Origin of the sequence: Corallococcus terminator (genome assembly GCF_049194865.1) — a bacterium.
Taxonomy (GTDB): Bacteria; Myxococcota; Myxococcia; order Myxococcales; family Myxococcaceae; genus Myxococcus; species Myxococcus terminator_A.
Window position 1 is genome coordinate 1 of record NZ_JBLZWL010000119.1, and the last position, 18,889, is coordinate 18,889.

Genomic DNA, 18,889 nt, shown 5'->3' on the forward strand with positions numbered 1-18,889 from the left:
ACGGACCAGTCGAACGAGTGAGTCCCTCGCGCGGTGGACTCGCCCTCGGTGAAGAGGTGCACCTTCTTGTCCCAGCCTCCGGAGACAAGCGAGCGTCCGTCCGGAGAGATGGCCGCGGTGGACACCACGCCCCGGTGCACCGGCCACTTGTGCAGCACCTGGCCGGAGGCCGCGTCCACCACCGCGCCCGCGTTGAAGGGCCCCTGTGGCTCCTCCACGCCCTGCCGCTCCCGCTCATAGACAGCGCGGTCCCGCTCCGGCTTCTGCTCGGAGAGGCCCACGCCCAGCCGCTGCCCGCGCGCGTCCACGGTGACGTCGCTGACGTACGCGGGGAAGGTGAAGTCCGAGCGCGCCGCCAGCACCAGCGTCTCCACGCGCGCCGCGTCCTCCGGGGCCTGCGGGGCCTGCGACTTCAGCGTGAGGAGGGCCTCGTGGTTGACCTCGTCGAAGGACACGCCCACCCGCTCCGTGAAGGGCGCGCCCAGCACACCCTGCACGCCCTGGGGCACGCACGCGTCACACACCGCCACGTCCACGTCGCGCACCACCAGCGACTTGAAGCGCAGGGACTGGCCGCGCGCCAGCCGCGCCTGGGTGATGCCCAGCGGGCCCGGCACGTCCACCGTCTCCTTCAGGAAGGCCACGTCGATGCCCGCCGCGGTGGCCGCCTCGCCCGTCACGACGATTGCGGGCACGCGCGCGTCCAGCGCGAAGCTGACCGGCGCCTTTCCATTCACCGAGCCACCCACCACCGCCGAGCCACCCCGCCGCTCGAAGCGCGCGCGCGTCCCCTGCGAGGACACGGACTCCAGGCCCGTGCGCCACGCGCGCACGTGCTTGTCCCAGCCTCCGGAGTACAGCGTCCCGTCCGGAGCGAAGGCCACCGCGCTCACCGGCCCCTCGTGCCCGCGCGCCTCGGAGGCGTGGGCCAGGTCCGGCACGGACAGCACGGTGAGCAGCCCCTTCGCCCCACCCGCCACCAGCCAGCGGCCGTCCGGGTGGAAGGCCACCACGGTGAGCGGCTCCTCGGTGACACGCACGCCGCGAGCCTCTCCCGTGGCCGCGTCGAACAGCCGCACGGTGCCGTCACGGCCCGCGGTGGCGACCAGGCCTCCGTCCGGCGAGAAGGCCACGCCCTCCACGTCGAACTCGTACGCATTCACGAGCGGGTCGCCCAGCTTGCGAGGCGGCGTCTCCAGCGCCCAGAGGGACAGGAAGTAGGAGCGCGCGCCCAGCCGCGTGTAGGCGACGCGGTGCTGACGGGGCGAAAAGTCCAGGCCCCAGATGAAGTCCGTCCGGTTGAGGATGGCGCCCTTCTCGAGCCCCGCCGCCTGGCCGGTGAGATACGCGCCCTGCGTCTGGCCCAGCCGCGCTTCCACCTCCGGAGCCAGCCGTGCCGTCTGATGCGCGCACCCACCGCCCACCGCCGCCAGCAATCCCGCCGCCAGCAGCCCCGCCTTCCACCTCATGAACCCGAGCCTCCCGACGCCGCCTTCTCCCGCTCCTTGTCCACGTTGATTTCGGTGACGCCCTTGTTGTCGATGGACAGGAGGAACAGCTGCTTCACCGCCTCGCGCTTCTCGTTGAACGAGGTGCGGCCGGTGGCGCCGTCGAAGTCCTTCAGGTTGGCCAGCGCGTCACGCATCTGCGCGCGCGTGCGAGGCCCACCCTCCTTCTTCTCCACGAGCTGCCGCAGCATGCGCCCGGAGTCGTAACCAATCGCCTCCAGGAGCCCCGGGTCCTTGCCCGTCTCCTGCTTGTACGACTCGCGGTACTTGCGCACGAAGGCGCGCGTCGCCGGCCGCTGCGAGTCTACGAAGAAGCCGTCCACGTACACCGAGCAGGTGACGAACTTGCCGCCGCGCTCGATGAGCTCCGGCAGGCCCGAGCGCCCCTTCGGGCTGCTCCACTGGTTGGCGCCGAAGAGCGTCACCGTCTTCAGCTCCTTCTTGCCCGTCGTCTTGCGGATGCGCTCCAGGTCGCGCGGCTCGCACGCGTTGGTGACGATGTCCTCCACCGCCAGCGCCGGAGCGACGAGGCTCACCCGCCGCCAGTCGTCCGGCATGAAGATGGCCTCGAAGTCGATGATGGGCTCCACGCCACTCTTCACCTTCTCCAGCGCCTTGCGGCGACGGAAGGCGTCCAGGTTCTCCCCCTGCAAGTCGCGCACGCCCTCGACGTAGTCGCCGCGGTCCTCCAGGTAGTAGCGGCCCACCAGCTTCTTGGCCTCGGTGGTGAAGGTCGTCTGGTCATGCGAGTAGCGCTCCGCGCCCCGGACGACTCCGCCGCGCTCCGTCACCTGGTCCCAGAACGAGTCCGCCAGCTCAACGCCATAGGGGATGTTCGGGTACAGGAGGGCGAACTTCTTGTAGCCCTTCACGTTGATGGCGTAGTCCGCGATGGCGTCCGCCTGCGCGGCGTTCGTCAGCATGTTGCGGAACACGTAGGGGCCCAGGTCCGTGACACCCTCCTGGCGCGTCATGGTGAGCAGCGGCAGCTGGAGCTCCTCGGCCGCCAGCGCCGCGCGCTTGGAGTCGTCCCCCAGGAGCGGCCCCAGTACCGCAATCGCGCCGTCGTCGAAGGCGAGCTGCTCCATCGACTGGCCCGTCTTGTTGACGTCGCCCTGCGTGTCCTTCACCACCAGCTCGATGTCGCTGCCCTCCAGCCCCAGCTGGATGCCGCGCAGCACCGCCTCGCCGATGGGCTGGTAGCGGCCCGTCATGGGCAGCAGCACGCCCACCGTCTTCGGCTTCGCCTCCACGCGCCGCGTGGCCCGCGCGAGCAGCTCCCGAGCCTGGGGCGCGAAGGAGCTCTGCGGCGCCTCCGCGAGGAAGCGGTTGAGCGTCTCCTCCAGCCGCGTCCACTCACGCAGGTGGTAGTAGACGCGCGCCAGCTTGAAGGTGAGCACCGGCCACGCGGGGTTGGACGAGGGCAGGCCCTCCGCCACGCGGGCGATGTCCACGAAGTCCGCGCGGCCCTCCACCAGCGCCTCCACCCGGGCCACCGCGGCGTCGCGCTCCTGCTGCGTCTTCGCCTGTCCCGCCTGCTCCACCGCCAGCGTCAGCGACTGGCCATACAGCCCCGCGCCCTCGGCCGCCCGGGCCGCGTCGCGCAGCAGCTGCTCACGCTCGGCGCCCTCGGCGCGCTCGGCCAGGCTGGACAGCGTCTGGTACGCGTCGCGGTAGGCGCCCACCTCCATGGCGGACAGCGCCAGCTTGCGCTTGGCGTCCTCGGCCTGGTTGTAGAGGGGGTTCTCGAAGAGCAGCTCGTTGAAGGACTTGCGCGCGTTGACGTAGTCCTTCGACTCGAAGAAGAGGACGCCGGCCTGGTAGAGCGCGTCCTGGCCCGCCGTCGTCGCCGGGTACGCCTTGCGCACCGACAGGTAGGCCTCCGCGGCCTTCTTCTTGTCGGGCGCGGCCTGGGCCGTCTGCCTCGCCTGGGCGAGCGCCGCGTCCGCGGCCGGGTCCTTCTTCGCTTCGACGGTGGGCCGCTTGGGGAAGGGGTCTCCCGTGGGGACCTCCTCTCCCGTGTCGCCACCGGCGGGTGGGGTGCGTGAGGGTCGAGGACAGGCCGTCAGCAGCAGGGCCAGCGCGACGAGGAGCGAGCGGCGCAAGGTGGGCAGGACTTCCATGGCAGTGGGGTGCATAGCAGCGGCGACGCGCCTCCGTCGACAACGGAGCGGGGAGAAGATTCCTCGTGGAACCCCTCCCGCTTTGCACCCCTCGTGCCCGACCGTCCACGCCCGTGGGACGTTGACTTCCTCACGTTGGCGCGGCGCCCGAGCCACGCCCACGCGGCCCCGAGGCCACGGCGAGACACGAAGGGCCGCGCTCGCTCTCCCCTGCTACCGGGACAAGCGGGCGGCCCTGACGCCTCCGTGCCGCACGGCGTTGATCAGCCGAACAGCTCCTTCACCTTGGCGAAGAAGCTCTTGGACTGCGGATGGGACTCCTCGCCGGACAGCTCCGCGAGCTTCTCCAGGAGCTCGCGCTGCTTGGAGGACAGCTCCGTGGGCGTCTCCACGACGACGCGCACGTGCTGATCTCCCCGCTGCTGGCTGTGCAGGTGGGGGATGCCCTTGGCCTTCAGCCGGAAGACCTTCCCGGACTGGGTGCCGGCGGGGATGGTCATCTTCACCTTCCCGTCGAGCGTGGGGACGTCGATCTTCGCGCCCAGCGCCGCGTGGGTGAAGGAGATGGGCACCTCGCAGAAGACCTCGTACTCCTCGCGCTGGAAGAGCGGGTGCTCCTTGACGATGACGGTGACGTAGAGGTCTCCGGCGGGGCCACCCCGGTCTCCCGGCTCCCCCATGCCCGTCAGCCGCACCCGCGTGCCGTTGTCCACGCCCGCGGGGATGGCGACCTCAATCACTTCCTCGGAGGGCGTCTTCCCGGAGCCCTTGCAGCGCGCGCAGGGGTCCGGCACCACCGCGCCCGTGCCGCCGCAGTCACCGCAGGGACGCGACACCGCGAAGAAGCCCTGCGTGTAGCGCAGCTCACCGCTGCCACCGCACGTGCCGCACGCACGAGGACCCGCGCCGCTCTTGCTGCCGGAGCCGGTGCACGTCTCACACTTCTTCGGCCTGGGAATCGTCACCTTGGGGCGGCTGCCGAACGCGGCCTCCTCGAAGGTGATCTCCAGGTTGTAGCGCAGGTCCGCGCCACGCGAGCTGGTGCGACGCCCACCTCCCCGGCCACCGCCGAAGATGTCGCCGAAAATCTCGCCGAAGATGTCGTTGATGTTGACGCCCTGGAACCCGCCGCCGGCGCCACCGAAGCCCTCGAACGGATTGCCCGAGTGTCCGAAGCGGTCGTACTTCGCCCGCCGATCGGGGTCGCTCAGCACCTCGTAGGCCTCCGAGGCTTCCTTGAACTTCTCCTCGGCCTCGTTGTTCCCCGGGTTGCGATCCGGGTGGTACTGGAGCGCCACCTTGCGGAACGCGCTCTTCAACTCCTGCGCGGAGACGGTCTTCTGGACGCCCAGGATCTCGTAGTAGTCGCGTTTCTGACTCGCCGCCGCTGCTGGCATTCGCTTCAACCCCTGGAATTTGCTGGACTTTCTAACGCCGCGAAAAACTCTGAGTCACTATAACGCAGCGAAACGCGCCAGCAATCCGAGGGGCAAAACCAAGGCCGCCCGGGGGCCATGGAGGCGGCCCCGAGGCGGCGGAAGAGAGAAGGAGGCGGATCAGGTGAGGGCGGGTGGGCTAGACGGTCCACACGCGGTTGGCGGTGAGCTCCATCCGGGCCAGCCTGCGTTTGAGCGCCGGGTCCACCGCTCCGGTGGAGGCCCATTTGGGCACCACGAAGTGCAGCTCCGCGTTGTAGAGCTTGGCGGCGCTGGCCAGCAGGCTCCACCGGTTCTCCGCGGTCGGCTCGTCCACCATGGAGGGCGTGACAATCTCCAGGATGATGGGCGTGCGCGCCGAGTCGGACTGGCGGCAGGTGAAGTCGGGACGAGCGTCCTCGATGGTCCCCGACAGGATGGGAGGCGGCATGAATCCGGGGAGACGGGCTTTGATGTCCGTGTATCCGATGGTGCGGAAGTACTCGGCCATGAGCCATAGGAGTCGGCGACGCTCCTCATCTTCAACCACCGCCTCGCAGCCCGGATTGAAAAGGACCTCTTTTTCGTTATTGGTGTCCATGGCTCCCCTGAACCTGTCCGCAGGGACGAAGCGGGGCAACGGAACGGGCCTGCCTGCTGGTGACGGCTGGTGGGAAAGCAGCCGACGAGGCGCGCCGACTGGCATGCCTCTAGACTTGGTCCTCTGACGACTCAGTGACAGAGTCCGCCGCCAAACAGTGGCTCCTCGTCCTTCCCCTCACGTCTACCGCCGGCTCCTCGGCTACCTGCGCCCCTACCGCCGACTGCTCGCGGCGGGTGTCTGCGCGTCACTCGTCGCCGCCGCGGCGACCTCCGCCTATGCGTGGGTCGTCGGGCCGCTCTTGCGCGCGGTGCTCACGGACCAGCCCGTCACCGTGGCCGGCGTGTCCCTGCCAGGTGAGGTGTTGCTGCGGCGACTGCCGCTGGTGGTGGTGGCGCTCGCGCTGGTGAAGGCCCTCGCCCAGTTCCTCCAGGGCGGTCTGATGCAGCGGCTGGGCCAGCGCGTCATGGCGGACCTGCGCGGTTTTCTCTACGGACGGCTGCTCGGCCAGCCGCCCGCGTTCTTCGAGCGGCGACACTCTGGCGAGCTGCTGTCGCGCTTCACGTCGGATGTGCCGCTCGTCGAGTTCTCGATAACGCAGGCGTTGTCATCGTACGTGAAGGATGGGCTGCAGGCGGTGGCGCTGCTGGCGACGTGCTTCCTCATCGACGCGAAGCTTTTCCTCTTCACGTTCATCGTGGTGCCGGTGACCGTGCTGCCCATCAATCGCTTCGCCCGCTCGCTCAAGAAGGTCGCCGCCCGCTCGCTGCAGAGCCTGGGCGCGCTGACGTCGCTGACGGCCGAGCAGCTCCAGAATCTGCCGGTGGTGCAGGCCTACGGCGGGCAGGCGCGCGCGCTCGAGTCCTTCGACGTGGAGGCGGACAAGTACCTGGGGGAGATGCGCCGCTCGCTGTTCCTGCGCGGCGCGGTGAGCCCCACGGTGGAGCTGCTCGGCATCGCCGGCGTGGCCATGGCGGTGGCCTGGGGCGCGCGCGCGGTGTCGGCGGACCCTGAGCTCGCGGGACGGCTGTTGTCCTTTCTCGCAGCCGCGTTGCTGCTGTATCAGCCTGTCAAATCATTGAGCGGCACGCTGTCTCAAGTGCTCACGGGCCTGGCGGCGGCGGAGCGGCTGTTCTCCATCGCGGACGAGCCCGCGCCGCCGGACACGGGGGACGCCGCGGGTCCGCTGTCCCAGGCGCTGGTGCTGGAGGGCGTGAAGGCCACGTACCAGGACGGGCGCGAGGCGCTGCGGGGCGTGGACCTGGTGGTGCCCGCGGGCAAGCGCGTGGCGCTGGTGGGGCCGTCCGGCGCGGGGAAGACGACGCTGTTCTCCGTGCTGCTGGGCTTCCTGCCGTCGTCGGGCGGGCGCGTGCTGTGGGACGGCGCGCCGCTGGAGTCGCTGAAGCCGTCGAGCGTGCGCGGCCAGGTGGCGTGGGTGCCGCAGGAGCCGGTGCTGTTCTCCGGGACGGTGCGACACAACCTGCGGCTGGGCCGGCCGGAGGCGACGGACGCGGAGCTGTGGGAGGCGCTCGCGCTGGCGCACGCGGAGGACTTCGTGCGCGCGCTGCCTGGGGGACTCGACGAGTCCGTGGGCGAGCGCGGCAGCCGGCTGTCGGGCGGGCAGCGGCAGCGGCTGGCGCTGGCGCGCGCGTTCCTGTGCAAGCCGTCGGTGCTGCTCCTGGACGAGCCCACCAGCGCGCTGGACGCGGCGAGCGAGGCGGCGGTGGGCGCGGGGCTGGAGACGCTGATGCGGGGGCGCACGGTGCTGGTGATTGCGCACCGCCTGTCCACCGTGCGCGACGCGGATGTGATTGCCGTGGTGGAGGAGGGCCGCGTGGTGGAGTCCGGCACACACGCGGAGCTGCTCGCGCTGCGAGGCCGCTACCTGCGGCTGTTGGGTGAAGGCGCCGTCGCGGCGTAGCGGCGCTGGAATCGAGCCGGGCAGGCGCGGCGGCCGAGGTGAGGAGCAGGAGACACCCACCCACCGCGCCGCTTGCCTGCGCCCGCGGGCTCTGCCAGCGTCCCCGTTGTCTGATGCGTCACCGGGAGCCCCTGTCCCACAACGCGCTGCTGCTCGTGCCCGCACTGGCCCTCGCGGCCGTGGCGTGCGTCGCCGTGTCCGCGCGGCACCTCGCGCTCGCCGCCTCGGCCACCGTCACCCTCGTCCTGGTCCCCATCGTCTTCCGGCTGTGGACACGGACGTGGTACCGGGGCCTCGTCGTGCGCGGCGCCGGCATCTTCCTCATCGGCATGCACATCCCCCTGCTGCTCGGCGGGGCCCTCGCCTACGGCCGCATCGGCTGCGCCGAAGGCGACTGTCCCAGCCTCTACCTGCTGGGTGTGCTCGTATCCCCCGTCGTCGGCGCCCTCTCCAGCGTCGTGTACTGGCTGGTCGGTCGTCCCCCAGTCTGAATTCCAAGAATTACCCGGAGAGACTACTCTCTCCTGGAATGCTTGTTACTCTGCGGCTCCGTTTCGCGCCCGGGCTCTCCGTGGCCTCGTCCGTGCCCGTCACCGTGTTTCTGTGGTGCTTCACACTCGCACCCCTGATGCACGGTCCTACGGCCCTTGCGGGCACGGTGGACGCCGCCGGTCCCTTCGCCGCCGTGGTGGCCCTGGCACTACTCGTGGAGTTGCCCTTGCTGTCGCTCGCCCTGGCCAGCACCGGCCTGGGGCGCCGGGTGCCGCTCGCCGTCATGTGGGGCATGGCCACCTTGCCGTGGATGGTGGGGCTGCTGGGCACGGAGGTGCTGGTGGGCCGAGCCATGTCCAGCCTGACTCGCCTGTCCACCCACGACACCGCGCTGGACGTCGCGATGAGCACGGGCCGCGCCATGGCCCCCCGCCTCCTGGGGGCGTGGACGAGCGCCGCGTTGCTCCTGGGGCTGGCGCTGGGGCTCGCGCTGGCGCGCTTCGGTCCGTCCTGCGCGGAAGAGGCGGGAGGACGCAGGCGAGGCCGGGGGCTGCTGCTCGCCAGCGGGGTGACGGCGTCACTGGGCGCGGTGGCGGCGGTGGGCGCGCTGGAAGCGCGGCACTTCCTGGAGATGCTCACCGGCCTGGGCCAGGTGCCGGAGTCGATGCGCGAGGAGTGGGTGGCCTCCGGCATGGAGGCCGCCGCGAGGCTGCGCGAGGTGCGCTGGCTGTGCATGTCCCTGCTGGCCGTGCTGGGCCTCATGCTGCTGGCGCGAGGCACCCGCCGCGAGGCCTCCCGTCCCGCGCCTCGCTGGGCGCACCGGCTGGTGCCCGCGGCCGCCGTGACGGCGCTGCTGGTGATGGACGTGCACCCGGTGCAGTCGGTGGCCGAGAGCGCGCACATCACCCTCCGCCGAAACCGGGGCGCGGTGCCCACCACGCTGGACATGCTGCGACTGCTGGGGCTCGACGTCGCTCCGGCTCAGAGCAGCCAGATGAGCAACAGGAGGCCGACGACCACGCCCACGCCGAACACGGCGAGCATCACCAGGCCCTCGGAGCCGCGTGCCTCCGGCGGCACCACCTCCTCCGGGTGAGGCGCGCCGTACACGTATTGCAACGGGGCCGCCAGCTCCGGGGCGGGCACGGGCGCGGGCGAGGACTCCAGCGACGGCAGCGTGGGCTCCGACGGACGCTGCGTCTCGCGCGAGAGGAGGATGCCCGCGCCGGCCATCTCCAATCCCTCGCGGGCCAGCGCCAGCACCCGCTGCATGTGCAGGATGTAGCGGTCCTGCCCGGTGTAGGTGCCCATGGCCTGCGCGGCGCGCACCAACCGGTGGGGGACGAGCTGCGGATCCGCCTTCACCACGGCCGCCGCGGGACTGGCGCGCGCGCCTTCGGTCTCCACGCGGCCGGTGCGCACGCCCTCGCCGCTGGCCCACATGTAGTGGTCCTCCAGCAGCGTCAGCTCCTGCCGTCGCACCCGGCCATCCAGGTCCACCTGCGACATCAGCTCCGCGCCGTCCATGCCCATGTGCCACACGGTGCGCAGGCCATTCTCCCCCGGCGGGCCCTCCACCGCGTGGACGCGGGAGAGCGCTTGCACCGCGGTCTTCAACGTCTCGGGCGAGGACTCGGCCATCAGGAGTCGGAGACTAGGGGCGCCGCGTCTGAAACGGAAGGCGGCCGTGCCCCCGCCCGCCTGGCCCCACCCGCTCCCGCACCCGCGTCCGTCTGCCCAGCTTGAGAAAGGAAGCGGCGGGCGCGTGCGCCAGCGGACATCTGGCGCGGGTGCGCCTGCCGCGCGGAGCCCCGCCATGGCCATCATCATCCCCGACGAACCCCTGGACACCCCCTTCACCGTCTCCGGCAACCGCGCCGAGGTGACGGGTGAGCCCGACGAGCACTTCCTCACCGCGCTGGTGAGCTGGGACGGCGAACGCCAGCACGGCGGCGGCCATGTCCCCGAGGACTTCGAGTGGACCTCCAATCCCAAGGAGCGCCAGGACGCGCTGATGGGCGAGTGGCCCGAGGAGCACTGATGCCGCGTGCGCTCGGCTGCCCGCCGGGGTAAGCGTCCCCGCCGCCATGAGCCGCTCCAAGGACAGAGGTGAGGACTTCACGCGCGAGTTCGAGGGCGCGCAGATACTCGACGGACTGCTGGAGATGTCCGGCAGCTCCTGCGACACCGCGCAGGTGCTCGCCCGCATGCAGGCGGCCCACGCCAAGGGGCGCCCGCACAGCGACGTGATTCCAGGCTTGTTCGAGGAGGAGCCGCGCTTCCCCTCGCCCGACGTCGCCCGGCTGCTGTACCAGAACCTCTTGGGCCTCTGGGATTTGGTGGAGGAGGGGCGCGCGGTGCGCCTGGAGGACGGCCCTCGCCCGCCCCGGCCGAAGAAGGTCAAGGCCACCCTGCCGCCGGCCTTCCACCCGGACGAGCCCACGGGCGAATTCGTGGAGGCGGCCTGGCGTTACCTGGAGGACGACGAGAAGGCGCGCACGCGGCTGATGCACTCCTTCGAAAACCGACAGGATGCCCTGCTGGGCGCGCTTGACGCCGCGGGGCTCACGGACGAAGGATACGGGGTCGCCCGCCACCTGCTCTTCGAGCTGTACGCCATGCTGGAGCTGGGTTGGTCGCCGGGAGTCGCTTCGGTGCGCTCGGCGGCGTTGATGGCGGACACGACGGCTCCACCGGTGCCCGAGTCCCTGCGGACGTATGCGGACGAGGCGCTCTTCGAGGCGGAGCAGGACGAGGAGCAGCCCCTGACCGCACAGGAGCTGGGGGCGGTGCGCACCCTCGTCCGAAGCGGACTCGCGGCGCTCTGGGGCGCACGCAAGGGGAGATGAAGGATGGCCAAGGACAGGGACGACAACGGCGGCGGCTTCTCCGGCAAGCGCGACAAGACGTGGCGAGAAATCGACGCGGGGCGCGCCAAGGGCAGCAAGTACCACTCCCGCCAGGATGACCCCGCGCAGCAGAAGATTGAGCGCAGCGCGAGCTACCAGAAGTACAAGACCGCCGCGGACGCGCTCTTCACCGGCGGCGAGCTTCCCGAGGGACTGGCGAAGACGTTCGACCCGGAGGGCAAGCGCAAGGCCCAGAAGCAGGCCATGCAGAAAGTCACCGAGTCCGAGACGCGCGCCGACTGGGTGAAGGCCGTGGTGGACTACCTGGAGAAGTACCCGGAGCTGCCCGAGGACGCGTACTTCCTCGACAGCCTGCTGGACCATCCACGCGAGCGCATCGTCGACAAGGCGCTGGCCCGGCTGGAGGGGCTGGCCGAAGAGGGCAAGCTGCCGAAGAAGGTGCCGCAGAGTCTGGACCAGCGCCTGAAGTCGGTGGAGCTGACCAGCATGGACCCCGACATGCAGGGCCGCGCCAAGACGCTGCGCGAGAAGCTGCGCGCCTGAAGCAGGTCGCCGAGGGCGGGCGCTGGACGCCGCGCCGCCGCGAGCGACGAACCTGATACGAGGCTGACAGGAACCAGCCGGCGTGAGGGCCGTGGCGCGGTGTCAGGGCGTGACGTGGCTTTCGCGCGCGCGGGCGCGGCCCCGGTGCACGAGGACGACGGAGCGCAGGCCACCCTCGGCGGGCTCGTGCACGAGGCGCAGCTCCTCGCCGGAGCGCGTGTACACCGTCATGTCGCCGTCCTCGCGGCGCCATCCGTCGCGGCCCAGGGCCTGGGCGTAGAAGGCGTCCACCTCGCCCGCTGACATGGGCACGAGGAAGGACATCGTCCTGGAGCTCTCGTCATTCACGCGCAGCACTTGCTGTGCGCCCGGGGGCAGCGACGCGATATCGCCGGCGACACCGGGCTCACGGCGGAGCGCGTGATTCGCCTCGCCCAGGTAGACGAGGGTGACTCCGCCGTCCTGCGGCTGGAGGATGACGGTGAAGGTGATGCCCCGGTGCATGTCGACGGCGGTGAGCATGGCCGCGCCGCTCGCGAGCTGGGGCTGTTCGTTGCCCGGTGGGACGTGCAGGCCACCGGCACGGAACGCATCCGCGAAGCGCTGGAGCAGGTCTTCCGCGCGCTCCTTCACCACCACCGCGCGAAGGACCACCGGCACGCCACCCGCCTCCACCACTTCGTTGGCGTCGATCTGCTCCAGGACGCGCATCGAGGGCCAGGCGAAGCGCGGCGCACCGGACGGCGGCTCCGTGCCCGTGGGCACCGGGGGCGTGCTCGGCTTGGGCCTCGAGGGCACGGCGCCGGGCTTCGTGGCTGAGCGCGCGCCTGCTTCGACCTTCGGGCTCGCGGACGCGGCGCTCGGGGGCGCGGCGGCGAACACAGGGGCCGCGCACAGCAGCACCAGCGCGGCGAACACGGACCTCACCGCACCCGCACTCCGCCGAGCCACCGATTCTGCCGGGGCACGTTGTACGGGCGACTCAGGTTCGGTGCGCTGAAGGGCGTCGTCTCCCAGACCGACTGACCGCCCGCGTGCGTCCCGCCGATGTTCTCCTGGTAGCGGTCTTCCTCGCCTCGGAAGCTCATGAAGAACTGGTCCTCACTCACCGACTCCGAGCCCACCAGCGCCGCGAGCGCCGAACCCGCGCCACCGCCTCCGCCGTTCGTCCGGTACACGCGCTCCGCCCAGAGGTAGTAGTCCCGGTTGCCGCAGACCGCCCCGCTGTTCAGGCTCAGCGCGCAGGCCCGCCCTTCCGCCACCGTGGACAGGCCCCAGTCATCCAGGAACAAGCCAAACCGGCCCCGGCACTCGCCTTCCGTCGCGCGACCCGCCGCGCACACCCGGAAGGTCGCCGCCGCGCGCCGCTGCGACACCTGGAAGAAGCTCGGCTCCATGAAGCGACCGATGCGCTCGGCGCGCAGCCGCGTGGAGGCCGTGCACTGCATGCCCTCCGTCCGTACACGCATGGCCGCCAGCGGCCCCTGCGCATCCGCCGGCCTCAGCGTGGGCACCCCGGCGGGCAGCGCCGCTTCGCAGTCCACCTGGATGGGCTGCGCGCGCGCAATCGCCAGCTGGAGCGGCACTCCACCCCCGCCCTCCATACGGCTGCGGCCGTCGTAGTCCACATAGCGGCCATTCGCCTCCGCCAGCGCCCCCGTCACCGCCGAGGCCCGCTGCCACTCGCCGTCCTCCGGGTCATGCATCACACGGCCCGTCGCGTTCCACATCGCGAAGTTCGCGGCCTCCTGCACCTTCAACGTCAGCGCCCCCACCTCCGCGAAGTAGATGCCGAACAGGAGGATGGTGATGAACACCATCAACCCCAGCGACGTCTCGATGAGGGACTGTCCTCGTGCCGCTCGCGAGCGCATGTCAGTACCCCCCTCCCCGCCTGCTGCCGCCGCGATAGCCCGCCTGCTCCAGCTCCCGCAGCACCCGGCCGTGCTCGGCGAAGCCCGCCGCCTCCAGGCTCGCCGCGGGCCTGTCATCCGTGGAGCCCTCCGGACTCACCAGCGTGGCGCGCCAGAAGGGGTTGAGGAAGTTGGGCGGCTCGCGCCATCCCCCGCCCTGCGCCGCCGCGCGAGGCCGGTGGTAGTAGACGATGCCCGCCGACAGCGCGACCTGGTTGCGCTGCACGCTCTCACGCCCCGTCGGACGCGAGCGCCCCAGCGGAATCGCGTTGTCGAACGCCGTCGTGTTCTCCGCGGCGAACTTGAACCGGAAGAAGAGGTTCCACGGGTCCGGGTTGCGCCGCCTCAAATCGCTGCCGTAGTCGCGGTGCAGCACCGAGTACAGCTTCGGCTGGCCATAGTGGTTGCCCGCCCCCCGCTGCAGCGAGTCCACGTTGTAGCTCATGGCGAACGGCCAGATGCCCGGGCACGACACGCACATCCCCAGCGTGTGCCGCTCGAACAGCGGCTCTCCGGCCTCCGGCGCCTGTCCCGGAGGCAGGCGCAGGCCGTACACGTGCTGGTCCTCGGGCGTCTGCCGCTCGTCGGACATCACCCACGCATCCGTCACCGGCACCGGGATGGGGGGCGGGTTGCTGGCGCACCGCGTGGGCATGATGGCGGTCGCATGGTCATGCGCCGAGGAGTTGCGGCCCGACACCGTGGTGTACGTCGAGGAGTCCATCTCCGCGGCCGCGCCGTAGCGCCGGAAGCCCGCGGACCGGGCCGCCCCGCCCGTGCCGAACCCCGCGCTGCCCGTGGGCCGGTTGTGCACCCACGTCCAACCCATGCTGCCCATGGTGGCGTTGAGGTGCGCGGACGTGCTGCCGCCCACCGGGCACACCGCGCCGCCGCCACACGCGCCGCCGCCCCGTCGCACCGCGTTCATCAGGTCTTCGTGGTTGGGCACTTCGTCATCGCCGTTGAGCTCCTTGAAGCTCTTGCCCGCGCCTTCCGGCGTGGCCTCCAGCTCCGCGTTGGCGCCCTTTGCGATGCGCACCGCCAGCCGCTGGTCGGAGATGTGCTCGCGCAGCAGGTGGCCGTAGATGTTCAGCCCCGCCCGGTAGAGGTTGCCCGCGCTGCCCTGGAGCACCTTCACCTGCGTGGCCGCGGCCTTGTCCATCACCTCCCACACCACCGGGGTGAAGGCGGGCGTGCAGACCAGGTGCGCCGCGTAGACCTGGCTGCTGCGGCTGATGAGCGCCTGCGTGCCGGCCATGGCCACCATGTGGGCCACCTGCGCGCGGTTCATCACCGAAATCGCGTTGAACGTGCGCGCCGTCGCCACCGCCTGGCTGTACGCCGCCGCGTCCGCGGCCATCTGGATTTCGACGCGCTCCTTGGCGCGCATGCCGAAGCCCAGCGTCAGCAGCACCATCAGCGCGAGCAGGAGCAGCGTCAGCGCGAACAGCACGAGGGCCTGCCCTCGCGAGGATGTCAGAAGCCGGTGACGGGACATTCGGCGCCTCGCGAGAAGTTTTCGGCCATCACCGGCGTCATCATCCGCATCGCCGCGTGGACCTGGATGGGGAAGACGAAGTGGCCCCGGTCGCTCCACGTCACCATGCGCTCGTCCAGCGCCCCACCCGGCCAGTCATTCGGCCCGAGCGGCGGCGCCTCGTCGTTCCACCACTCCGAGCGCTTCTGCGCCGGCATCAGCGGATTGGTGGCCGTGTATTCGCGCAACCCGAAGTGGGCCAGGAACATCCGGCTCATCACCCAGTTCGCGAAGGGGATGCGCATGTAGTACCAGGCCACCATGCGGATCTCCAACGTGCGGTTGTCGAGCGCCGCGTCGTTGTCCGTGGGCTGGTCGAAGAGCAGGTCCTCGTTGCCCGCCAGCCCGCTCACCCACGCGGGGTCCGGCGAGTCGCGGACAATCTCCACCATGGGCCCGGTGAAGAGGTTCCCCTGGGAGCTCGTCACCCAGTACTCGTTGTCCCGCCGCCTCCGGAACGCATCCGCCAGAACCTGGGGGCTGTCCGTGCGGACGACGGACGGCAGCATCGTCACCAGTGCCGCGTGCATCATCGGCAGGCAGTCAGCGTGGTTGAGGCTGCCCGCCCGCACCGCCCGGTACACCGCCACCTGCGCGAGGATGCGCGCCTGCAACATCATGAAGAGCTGCAGCGTCCCCAACACCAGGAACACCACGAGCGGGAGCGTCAAAGCCGCTTCCACCGCCGCCTGTCCGGATTGCTTGGATGTGGGTAACGTGGCGGGGGGAACCATACATCAATCAATTCCCTGAATCTTGTTGATTGAGGAATCGGTCAAGTGGACCGGTAGCCAAACTCGGCACCCAGTCCCACCGTGTGCGACACAGTGGGACTGTCCGCTGAATGCGGATGACACTCCGCGTCACGACTTCTCTTTCGCCGAGAGGCCTCTCAGCGGTTGATGACGAACCCGCAGGCGGAGTCGAGCGTCACCTTGGCCCCGTCCAGGGCTTGGAGCAAGCGCACGTAGTGTGCGTGTTCCGCGCCGAGCTGAGCCGCGAGGGCCTCGTCGGACAGGCCCTGGTGGTCCAGGGACAGGCGCAGGCGCTCCAGGGCGGCGTCCCGCTCGGCTTCAATGGACTCGCGGGCGGAGGCGGTGAGCTTCTTCAGCGCGGCCTCGGCGCCCCGCTGGCCCACCGGCACCGCCGCGTCCACGAAGGTGTCGAAGCCCGGGAAGGCGCGCCCCACCTCGTCCCCCTTGAGCGACTTGCCGTCGGCCTCCAGCGCGGGGATCAGCGAGTTCTCCACCTTGGGCCCGCCCGCACCGTCCTCCGCCACCGCCACGTGCAGCAGGGTGCGCTCCAGGAAGCGCGCCAGTTGGCGGCTGGGCACGCGCGCGCCCGGGGAGGTGTCCTCCGGCTCCGGGAGCTGCACGTGGTAGAGCAGCTCCAAGCCGCGCGCCTTCAGCGGCCCGCGCTTCTCGATGAAGCGGAAGGCGCTGCGCCCGTAGGGCCCGTCGCGCAGGAAGCCGAAGAGGGCCTCCACCAGCGGGTGGCCGGTGGCGAAGTACTCCAGCTCCTCCGCCTCCACCGCCGTGTCGCGCCAGAAGGTGCCCAGGCGCGTGTGGTCCTCCGTGACGTCCAGCCCCGGCAGCCCGTCCACCTTCAGCGCGTGGCCGAACTGGAAGGCCACCTGGAAGGCCTCCACCTGCTCGTCGATGTCCACGCCGATGCCCACCCGGCGCGCCAGCTCGGCGACCGTCTCTTCCAGCCGCTCGTCCAGGTCGCGCGCGACGCTCCACAGGCCGTCCTCCACGCCGGGCGCCTCGCCGTCCTCGTCCTCGTCGGGCTCGAGGCCCATCCGCTCCTGGGCGCGCTTCACCAGCCGCTCCACCGCGGGCCGGTCGAAGCTGCGCACGTCCAGCAGCGGGTCATACGCGCGCTTCACCTGCTCGCGCGCCGCTTCGACTTTCGCCTTCAGCTCGGCGGCGTAGGACACGCGCGCCTCGCGCGGCAGGAGCGCCAGCTCCGCGAGCCGGTCCTCCACCTCCTCCAGCACCGCGTCCAGGCCACCCACCGTCTCGCCGAAGACACCCACGGCGTCCGCCAGCAACGTCAGCACGTCCGACGCCAGCGTGCCCACCGCGTCGAAGACGTGAATCTCCACCGGGTGCGTCTGGCCGATGCGGTCCAACCGGCCGATGCGCTGCTCCACCGTGGCCGGGCTCCAGGGCAGGTCGTAGTGGACCAGGTGGTGCGCGAACTGGAAGTTGCGGCCCTCGCCGCCCACCTCCGTGCACAGCAGGATTTTCGGACCCTCGGGCCCCCGGAAGCGCGCCACCTGCCTGTCGCGCTCCACCAGCGGCAGGTCACCGTGGTAGCCCAGCGCCTCCACGCCCTCGCGCCCCAGCTCCGCCTGGAGCATCTCCAGCGTGTCCCGGCTCTCCGTGAAGACGAGCACCTTCGCCTCGGGCTCCGCCTTCCACACGCCGCGCAGCACGCCCAGGAAGGCGCTGAACTTCGCGTCGCGCGAGGGCAGCTTCAGCGCTTCTGACTGCGCCTTCAGCACCGGGTTCGCCCGCACCGCGCCCGCGAAGGCCGCGGGACTCGACTCCAGCCGCCGCAGCACGTTGCCCAGCGGCGCGCCCCGCAGCGTCCCCGCCGCCAACGTGGCCAGCGCCGCGTCGCGAATCTTGAGCTCCTCCACGGGCAGCGTCACCGGGTGGCGGTGCAGCCTGCGCGAGGAGAAACCACCCACCACCGCACGACGGTTACGCACCAACCTGTCGCTCAGGCTGTACGTCTCCGCCAGGTGCTGGAGCAGGGCCTCCGGCTCCTTGAGCGTCTTGAGCCGCGCGTCCTCGGGGAAGCGCTTCGCCAGCGCCTTCACCGCCGCGTCGGGCTTGCCCTTGCCGCCCTCCATCAGCGCGCGCACGGCGGCGGACAGCTCCTCCTGGCGCGCCAGGCGCTCCTCGAAGCCCGCCACGCTGGGCGCGGTGGCCGCGTCAATCAGCGTGAGCAGCCCGTGGTACTCCGCCGGGTCCAGTTGCATGGGCGTGGCGGTGAGCAGCAAGAGGCCCCAGGAGTTCTTCGCCAGGACGTTGGCCGCCTCGAAGGCCCGCTCACCCTTGAGGTGGTGCGCCTCGTCGATGATGACCAAATCCCAGAACGCGTCCTCGGCGCCGAGCTCCTGGCGGTGCTCCTCGCTGCGGGAGAGCAGCTCCAGGCTGGTCACCACCAGGGGGAAGCGCGCCCACGGGGAGACGTCCGGCGCCTCCTTGAGCGACTGCGCGTAGCGGTCCGAGTCCATCAGCGTGAAGAGCTGGTTGAACTTGTGGAACAGCTCCACCAGCCACTGCACGGTGAGGTGGCTGGGCGCCACCACCAGACATCTGCGCACGAGCCCCGACAGGCGCAGCGCGCTGAACACCATGCCCGCTTCAATCGTCTTGCCCAGGCCCACCTCGTCCGCGAGCACGAAGCGCGGACGGCGGGCGGACAGCACGCGCTGCACCACGCCCACCTGGTGCGGCTTCACCATGATGCGGCTGGCCAGGAGCGCGCCCAGCGCGTCACAGCGGCGCTCGTCGTCCAAGACGAGCGCCTGCTTGCGCAGCGTGAAGGCGCGGGCCTCACCCACCCGGCCCTCGCGCAGCGTGGACAAGAGGTCGGAGCGTGGGGGCAGCGCGCGCACCTCCGACTCCGGCAGCTCGTCCTCCTCGCCCGTGTCCGCGTAGCGCAGCACGTAGCGGCGCAGACCGCGCGCGCCCGGCTCCTCGGCCACGACGAGGGCCAGCCGCCCCTTGTACGTCAGCACCGGCTCACCCGGTGGCAGCGGATACGACACCAGGGCACCGCCCTTGGTGGACACCAGCACCGGGGCGTCCTCCCGCGCGGGGAAGACGACCAACGCCTTGGCGCCTTCCTCCTGGAGCGACAGCAGGTGTCCCACACCCCATTCGGGCTGCGGGAGGTAGCGGACCTTCAGACCTTCGACGAGGGACATAGGCGGTGCGGGACGACCCG

Annotated in this window: 16 protein-coding genes; 6 read left to right on the forward strand and 10 right to left on the reverse strand. The window is 70.9% G+C overall.

From position 1 onward, the window contains the following. The 4 genes from ACN469_RS35890 to ACN469_RS35905 all read right to left on the reverse strand — a co-directional run. Positions 1–1,469: WD40 repeat domain-containing protein (locus ACN469_RS35890; protein ID WP_498775573.1), on the reverse strand; the 1,469-nt coding region annotated here is incomplete at its 3' end. Beyond that, positions 1,466–3,631, reverse strand: a complete 2,166-nt coding sequence (locus ACN469_RS35895; protein WP_498775575.1) for an ABC transporter substrate-binding protein — start codon at positions 3,629–3,631, stop codon at positions 1,466–1,468. The genes ACN469_RS35890 and ACN469_RS35895, both read right to left, overlap by 4 nt. A 263-nt stretch (positions 3,632–3,894) precedes the next feature. Continuing rightward, the gene (gene dnaJ, locus ACN469_RS35900) at positions 3,895–5,028 is read right to left on the reverse strand and encodes a molecular chaperone DnaJ (protein ID WP_498775577.1); all 1,134 of its coding nucleotides are present in this window, start codon (positions 5,026–5,028) and stop codon (positions 3,895–3,897) included. 178 nt (positions 5,029–5,206) lie between these two features. Then, entirely contained in the window at positions 5,207–5,647 is a 441-nt protein-coding gene (locus ACN469_RS35905; RefSeq protein ID WP_498775579.1) for a hypothetical protein, read from the reverse strand. A 157-nt stretch (positions 5,648–5,804) separates the two neighbouring features. On the opposite strand from ACN469_RS35905, the gene ACN469_RS35910 reads away from it, so the two are divergent. The 3 genes from ACN469_RS35910 to ACN469_RS35920 all read left to right on the forward strand — a co-directional run bounded on the left by ACN469_RS35910 (position 5,805) and on the right by ACN469_RS35920 (position 9,156). Next, complete coding sequence (locus ACN469_RS35910; protein ID WP_498775581.1) at positions 5,805–7,568, forward strand: ABC transporter ATP-binding protein; 1,764 nt, start codon at positions 5,805–5,807, stop codon at positions 7,566–7,568. A gap of 113 nt (positions 7,569–7,681) precedes the next feature. After that, entirely contained in the window at positions 7,682–8,059 is a 378-nt protein-coding gene (locus ACN469_RS35915; RefSeq protein ID WP_498775582.1) for a hypothetical protein, read from the forward strand. 137 nt (positions 8,060–8,196) lie between these two features. Then, positions 8,197–9,156 (forward strand): hypothetical protein, encoded by a 960-nt coding sequence (locus ACN469_RS35920; RefSeq protein ID WP_498775583.1) that lies wholly within the window; start codon positions 8,197–8,199, stop codon positions 9,154–9,156. Here ACN469_RS35920 and ACN469_RS35925 read toward each other — a convergent pair. Then, complete coding sequence (locus ACN469_RS35925) at positions 9,042–9,701, reverse strand: hypothetical protein (RefSeq protein WP_498775585.1); 660 nt, start codon at positions 9,699–9,701, stop codon at positions 9,042–9,044. The two genes, ACN469_RS35920 and ACN469_RS35925, sit on opposite strands and share 115 nt — an antisense overlap. A gap of 175 nt (positions 9,702–9,876) precedes the next feature. On the opposite strand from ACN469_RS35925, the gene ACN469_RS35930 reads away from it, so the two are divergent. The 3 genes from ACN469_RS35930 to ACN469_RS35940 are packed head-to-tail and all read left to right on the forward strand — an operon-like array spanning position 9,877 to position 11,473. Beyond that, positions 9,877–10,101 carry a hypothetical protein gene (locus ACN469_RS35930; RefSeq protein WP_498775587.1) on the forward strand — a complete coding sequence of 75 codons (225 nt, stop codon included), beginning with the start codon at positions 9,877–9,879 and terminating at the stop codon, positions 10,099–10,101. Positions 10,102–10,147: 46 nt separating this feature from the next. Further along, positions 10,148–10,909: a hypothetical protein gene (locus ACN469_RS35935; RefSeq protein WP_498775589.1), complete on the forward strand. Its 762-nt coding sequence runs from the start codon at positions 10,148–10,150 to the stop codon at positions 10,907–10,909. 3 nt (positions 10,910–10,912) lie between these two features. Next, positions 10,913–11,473, forward strand: a complete 561-nt coding sequence (locus ACN469_RS35940) for a hypothetical protein (RefSeq protein ID WP_498775591.1) — start codon at positions 10,913–10,915, stop codon at positions 11,471–11,473. 102 nt (positions 11,474–11,575) lie between these two features. Here ACN469_RS35940 and ACN469_RS35945 read toward each other — a convergent pair whose 3' ends face one another. The 5 genes from ACN469_RS35945 to ACN469_RS35965 all read right to left on the reverse strand — a co-directional run bounded on the left by ACN469_RS35945 (position 11,576) and on the right by ACN469_RS35965 (position 18,869). Then, the gene (locus ACN469_RS35945) at positions 11,576–12,400 is read right to left on the reverse strand and encodes a hypothetical protein (protein WP_498775593.1); all 825 of its coding nucleotides are present in this window, start codon (positions 12,398–12,400) and stop codon (positions 11,576–11,578) included. After that, positions 12,397–13,347, reverse strand: coding sequence for a hypothetical protein (locus ACN469_RS35950; protein ID WP_498775595.1), 951 nt, complete (start codon positions 13,345–13,347; stop codon positions 12,397–12,399). The genes ACN469_RS35945 and ACN469_RS35950 overlap by 4 nt, the downstream gene beginning before the upstream one ends. A 1-nt stretch (position 13,348) precedes the next feature. Beyond that, positions 13,349–14,884: a pilus assembly protein gene (locus ACN469_RS35955; RefSeq protein ID WP_498775597.1), complete on the reverse strand. Its 1,536-nt coding sequence runs from the start codon at positions 14,882–14,884 to the stop codon at positions 13,349–13,351. Next, positions 14,863–15,657: a TadE family protein gene (locus tag ACN469_RS35960; protein ID WP_498775599.1), complete on the reverse strand. Its 795-nt coding sequence runs from the start codon at positions 15,655–15,657 to the stop codon at positions 14,863–14,865. The genes ACN469_RS35955 and ACN469_RS35960 overlap by 22 nt, the downstream gene beginning before the upstream one ends. Before the next feature lie 158 nt (positions 15,658–15,815). Next, positions 15,816–18,869, reverse strand: a complete 3,054-nt coding sequence (locus ACN469_RS35965; protein ID WP_498775601.1) for a helicase-related protein — start codon at positions 18,867–18,869, stop codon at positions 15,816–15,818. Positions 18,870–18,889 lie beyond the last annotated feature (20 nt).